Below are 4562 nucleotides of genomic sequence, written 5' to 3'. Positions count from 1 at the left end.
TCCAGCACGAAGCCGAGCGCGACGGCCACCGCGACCGTGCCGATCACCTGCAGCAGGCCGAGCCCGAACACCAGCCGGCGCATCGAACGCAGCTTGGCGAGCGAAAACTCCAGCCCGATCGAGAACATCAGGAACACCACGCCAAACTCGGCCAGGTTCTGCGCGCCTTGCGAATCCGGAACGATACCGAACGCATGCGGCCCGACGATGATCCCCACCGTCAGATAGCCGAGCATGGGCGGCAGGTTCAGGAAACGGAAAACGACGACGCCCGCCACCGATGCCAGCAGCAGGAACAGCGTCATTTCGAGCGGGGAAATCATCTGAAAGCGTCCTGGTTCGTCGACATAACCATCGCACGCAAAGCGCCGTGCGACAAGGTTGAGGGGCCGGTGAGGGCGGCGGCCGGGGACAGCCGTCCCGGCGCGGCGAACATACGCCTTTGCTATACTCCGCGAATGATAGCGAAAATCAATGGCGACCGGGCACTCGCTCGCGCTCGCAACGTGCTCGACATCGAAGCGGACGCCGTGCGCGCGCTTCGCGATCAACTCGACGATGGTTTCGTCGAGGCGATCGATTTCATCCTTAGCTGCCGTGGGCGCGTGGTCGTCTCCGGCATCGGCAAATCCGGTCACGTGGCCCGCAAGCTGGCGGCAACCTTCGCCAGCACCGGCACGCCCGCGTTCTTTGTGCATCCAGCCGAGGCCAGCCATGGCGACCTCGGCATGGTCACGGCAGACGACGTATTCGTGGCCATGTCCAATTCCGGCGAATCCGAAGAGCTGATGGCGATCCTGCCGATCATCAAGCGGCTCGGCTCCAAGCTGATTGCTATCACCGGCAAGCCGGGCTCGAGCCTCGCGCGGCTGGCCGACGTGCATCTGAACGCCGGGGTCGCCAAAGAAGCTTGTCCGATGAATCTCGCCCCCACTGCCAGCACGACCGCCGCACTCGCGCTCGGCGACGCCCTCGCAGTCGCGGTGCTGGAAGAGCGCGGCTTTGGCCCGGACGACTTCGCCCGCTCGCATCCCGGCGGCGCGCTCGGCCGGCGCCTGCTTACTTACGTACGCGACGTGATGCGCACCGGCGACCAGGTGCCGAAGGTGATGCCCGAGTCTACCGTGCGCGACGCGCTGTTCCAGTTGACGGCCAAGCGCATGGGCATGACCGCAATCGTCGACGAAAACCAGCGCGTCAAAGGCATCTTCACCGACGGCGACCTGCGCCGCGTGCTCGAACGCAGTGGCGATTTCCGCGGCCTGCCGATCGCCTCGGTGATGACACCCGGCCCGCGTACCATCGGACCGGATCAACTGGCCGTCGAAGCGGTGGAACTGATGGAGCGCCACCGGATCAATCAGATGCTGGTTATTGACGAAGCGGGCAAGCTTATCGGCGCGCTCAACATGCACGACCTGTTCTCCAAAAAGGTGATCTGATGGCCGCCGCGCCCCTTTCCGCAACCGAACGCGCACGCCGCGTGAAGCTGATGATTTTCGACGTCGACGGCGTGCTGACCGACGGCGGCCTGATGTTCACCGCCGAGGGCGACACGATGAAGTCGTTCCATTCGATGGACGGCCACGGCGCGAAACTCCTGCGCGAAGCCGGCATCGAGACGGCGATCATCACGGGCCGCAAGTCAGGCATCGTCGCCGTACGCGCCAAAGAGCTGAAGATCACGCATCTGTACCAGGGCATCGAAAACAAGCCGGAAGCGTTTGCCGACCTGCTCAAGCAGACGGGCCGCACTCCTGAGGAATGCGGCTATATGGGCGACGACTGGGTCGACCTCGGCGTGATGCTGAAGGTCGGCTTCGCCGCGGCGCCCGCCAATTCGCATCCAGAAGTGATCGCGCGCGCCCACTGGGTCAGCGAAGCGCGTGGCGGCCACGGCGCCGTGCGCGAAGTGTGCGACACCTTGCTGCGCGCGCAGAACAAGTACGACGAACTGCTCGCCAAGGCGTGCAGCGGCGGTGAGCAGCAAGGCCTCGTCGGATGAACCAGTTCCGCTTCACTTCGCTGATCCCGCTTATCGCGATGGCTGCGCTCGCCGGTATCACGTGGTGGCTGCTGCAGGCCACCGCGCCGCCACCGCACGAAGGCGAGGTCAAGCCGAAAGAACATACGCCCGATTATTTTGCCGATAATTTCTCGGTGTCCGAACTGGATCAGTCGGGCGCCACGCAGTACCGGCTGACGGCCACGAACCTCGTCCATTACGAAGACGATGAACTGAGCGATCTGATCAAGCCAGCCATCCGCGCCTTCCAGCCGGGCAAGCCGATTGTCACGGCGACCGGCGACACCGGCACCGTCAATGGCGACGGTTCGATCGTCGATCTGTACGACCACGCCCGCATCCTGCGTGCAGCCGGCGACGGCGACCCGGCGATGCAGGCTGATTCGCAGCATTTTCGGGTACTGGTCAACGACGATGTGATCGAGACCGAAAAGCCGGTTAAACTTCAGCGCGGCCTGTCAGTCATGACAGCCAGCGGCATGAACTACAACAACGTCACCCGGGTAATGCAGCTGTTCGGCAACGTCCGTGGCGCAATCGCCGCGTCCGACGCGTCCGGCGGCTCCCTGAAGCAACCCGGGTAATCCATTCCAGCGTGACTGCATGAACGAATCGTTCCACCGTTTTGATACCGGCCGCGCGCGCACCCTGTCCGCGTGCCGAGCCGGACTTGCCGCGCTGCTGCTCGCGTTGCCCTTCATCGGCTTCGCGCCGCTGGCGCACGCCGAACGCGCCGACAAGGACAAGCCGCTCAACATTGAAGCGGACAACATGACGTATGACGACCTGAAGCAGGTCAACATCTTCACCGGGCACGTGGTAGCCACCAAAGGCACGATCGTCATCAAGGCCGATCGCGTCGAGGTGACCCAGGATCCACAAGGCTATCAGTACGCCACCGGCACTTCGAGCGGCGGCAACCTGTCGTATTTCCGCCAGAAGCGCGAAGGCATCGACGAGTACGTCGAAGGTACGGCCATCCGTATCGACTATGACGGCAAGCAGGATCTCACCACGTTGACGACCGACGCCACGGTGAACCGTCTGCAGGGCCTCTCGACGCTGATGGACACGGTCCACGGCAGCGTCATCACCTATGACGGCCAGAACGACTTTTACACCGCCAAGGCGGGTAAGGATGTCGCTGGCCCGGGCAACCCGAGCGGCCGTGTGCGCGCGATGCTGGCGCCGCGCAACGGCGGCGCAGCGCCGCTGACCGGCGCCTCGGCTACGCTCGTGCCGTCCAACAAGATCCAGGGAACCCCACCCCAGTGAGCTCAGTAAATTCCGTCAATTCACCTTCCCTTCCCCACCGCAAGCCGGCGGGGACCAGCAGCTCGCTGGTGGTTCGCAACCTGAAGAAGCGCTACGGCTCGCGCACGGTCGTCAAGGACGTGTCGCTCGACGTCAAGAGCGGTGAAGTGGTCGGGCTGCTCGGCCCGAACGGCGCAGGTAAGACCACCTCGTTTTACATGATCGTGGGCCTCGTGCCGCTCGACGCCGGTGAAATCGATCTGGACGGCAAATCGATCAGCCTGCTGCCTATCCATAAGCGCGCCTCGCTCGGGCTGTCGTATCTGCCGCAGGAAGCGTCAGTATTTCGCAAGCTGACCGTCGAAGAGAACATCCGCGCGGTGCTGGAACTGCAGCTTGACGAAAGCGGCAAGCGGCTTAACAAAGACACCATCACCACCCGCACCGAAGCGCTGCTTGATGAACTGCAGATCGCGCATCTGCGGGGCAATCCTGCGCTGTCGCTGTCGGGCGGCGAGCGCCGTCGCGTGGAAATTGCACGCGCGCTGGCGACTAACCCGAGTTTTATTCTGCTCGACGAACCGTTCGCCGGCGTCGATCCGATCGCAGTGCTGGAAATCCAGAAGATCGTCAAGTTCCTGAAGCAGCGCAACATTGGCGTCCTGATTACGGACCACAACGTGCGCGAAACGCTCGGCATCTGCGACCACGCCTACATCATCAGCGACGGCAGCGTGCTGGCCGCCGGTGCGCCTGGCGACATCATCGAAAACGAAAACGTGCGGCGCGTCTATCTAGGCGAGCACTTCCGCATGTAAACATGCGAGGGGCATGACCGACGGCGTCCCCTGCCGCCGGCCCCTTGCTGCGACGGCCTCCCAGTATTTTTGACGCGGCAGGCCGGCCGCCCCCTGCAGACCCAGTCCAGGCGCGCGCGTTATTGCGAATGCCGCAAGGTATCGCGGTCGTGGCAAACTCTTTACAATGAATCTCAACTTGCCATGAAAGCCAGCCTACAACTCCGCCTGTCGCAGCATCTTGCGCTGACACCTCAACTGCAACAGTCCATCCGGCTGCTGCAGCTGTCTACGCTCGAACTGCAGCAGGAGGTCGCGATGGCGATCTCCCAGAATCCTCTGCTCGAAAACGAGGACGACTGGATCGCGAGCCCCTTGCGGGTTGCCGCAGACGGCACGTTGATCGCCCAGGCACCGAGCAACGCCGCGCCGGAGCAGATGATGGGCAACGGCTCGTCCTCTTCCTCGTCGTCGTCCTCCAGCAG

The 4562-nt window shown here is 63.5% G+C and carries 6 protein-coding genes and 1 pseudogene; 6 read left to right on the top strand and 1 reads right to left on the bottom strand.

The genetic code is table 11. The features are described 5' to 3' along the window. Positions 1 to 323: cation:proton antiporter (locus tag M0954_RS13955; protein ID WP_297353792.1), on the bottom strand; the 323-nt coding region annotated here is incomplete at its 3' end. A gap of 135 nt (positions 324 to 458) precedes the next feature. Here M0954_RS13955 and kdsD point away from each other — a divergent pair. From kdsD to M0954_RS13925, 6 genes and pseudogenes are all read left to right on the top strand, one after another. Further along, positions 459 to 1442, top strand: coding sequence for an arabinose 5-phosphate isomerase KdsD (gene kdsD / locus M0954_RS13950; RefSeq protein WP_297353790.1), 984 nt, complete (start codon positions 459 to 461; stop codon positions 1440 to 1442). Beyond that, positions 1442 to 2005, top strand: coding sequence for an HAD family hydrolase (locus M0954_RS13945; RefSeq protein WP_122153331.1), 564 nt, complete (start codon positions 1442 to 1444; stop codon positions 2003 to 2005). Before kdsD ends, M0954_RS13945 begins: the two co-directional genes overlap by 1 nt. Then, on the top strand, positions 2002 to 2610 hold the full coding sequence (gene lptC / locus M0954_RS13940) for an LPS export ABC transporter periplasmic protein LptC (RefSeq protein WP_297353788.1): 609 nt from the start codon (positions 2002 to 2004) through the stop codon (positions 2608 to 2610). The genes M0954_RS13945 and lptC overlap by 4 nt, the downstream gene beginning before the upstream one ends. 19 nt (positions 2611 to 2629) lie before the next feature. After that, the gene (gene lptA / locus M0954_RS13935; RefSeq protein WP_297353786.1) at positions 2630 to 3301 is read left to right on the top strand and encodes a lipopolysaccharide transport periplasmic protein LptA; all 672 of its coding nucleotides are present in this window, start codon (positions 2630 to 2632) and stop codon (positions 3299 to 3301) included. Continuing rightward, positions 3298 to 4098, top strand: coding sequence for an LPS export ABC transporter ATP-binding protein (gene lptB, locus M0954_RS13930; RefSeq protein ID WP_074263303.1), 801 nt, complete (start codon positions 3298 to 3300; stop codon positions 4096 to 4098). Before lptA ends, lptB begins: the two co-directional genes overlap by 4 nt. Positions 4099 to 4281: 183 nt before the next feature. Continuing rightward, positions 4282 to 4562 (top strand): annotated as a pseudogene (locus M0954_RS13925) (RNA polymerase factor sigma-54); the annotation flags it as partial.

The sequence above is a fragment of the Paraburkholderia sp. genome (assembly GCF_026225065.1).
Classification (GTDB): Bacteria; Pseudomonadota; Gammaproteobacteria; order Burkholderiales; family Burkholderiaceae; genus Paraburkholderia.
Note: the sequence above shows the minus strand (reverse complement) of the source record. Positions and strands in the feature narration are given on the sequence as shown.

Coding starts and splice junctions, on each gene's coding strand:
- kdsD (WP_297353790.1), top strand. CDS start 459: ATGATAGCGAAAATCAATGGCGACCGGGCACTCGCTCGCGCTCGCAAC.
- M0954_RS13945 (WP_122153331.1), top strand. CDS start 1,442: ATGGCCGCCGCGCCCCTTTCCGCAACCGAACGCGCACGCCGCGTGAAG.
- lptC (WP_297353788.1), top strand. CDS start 2,002: ATGAACCAGTTCCGCTTCACTTCGCTGATCCCGCTTATCGCGATGGCT.
- lptA (WP_297353786.1), top strand. CDS start 2,630: ATGAACGAATCGTTCCACCGTTTTGATACCGGCCGCGCGCGCACCCTG.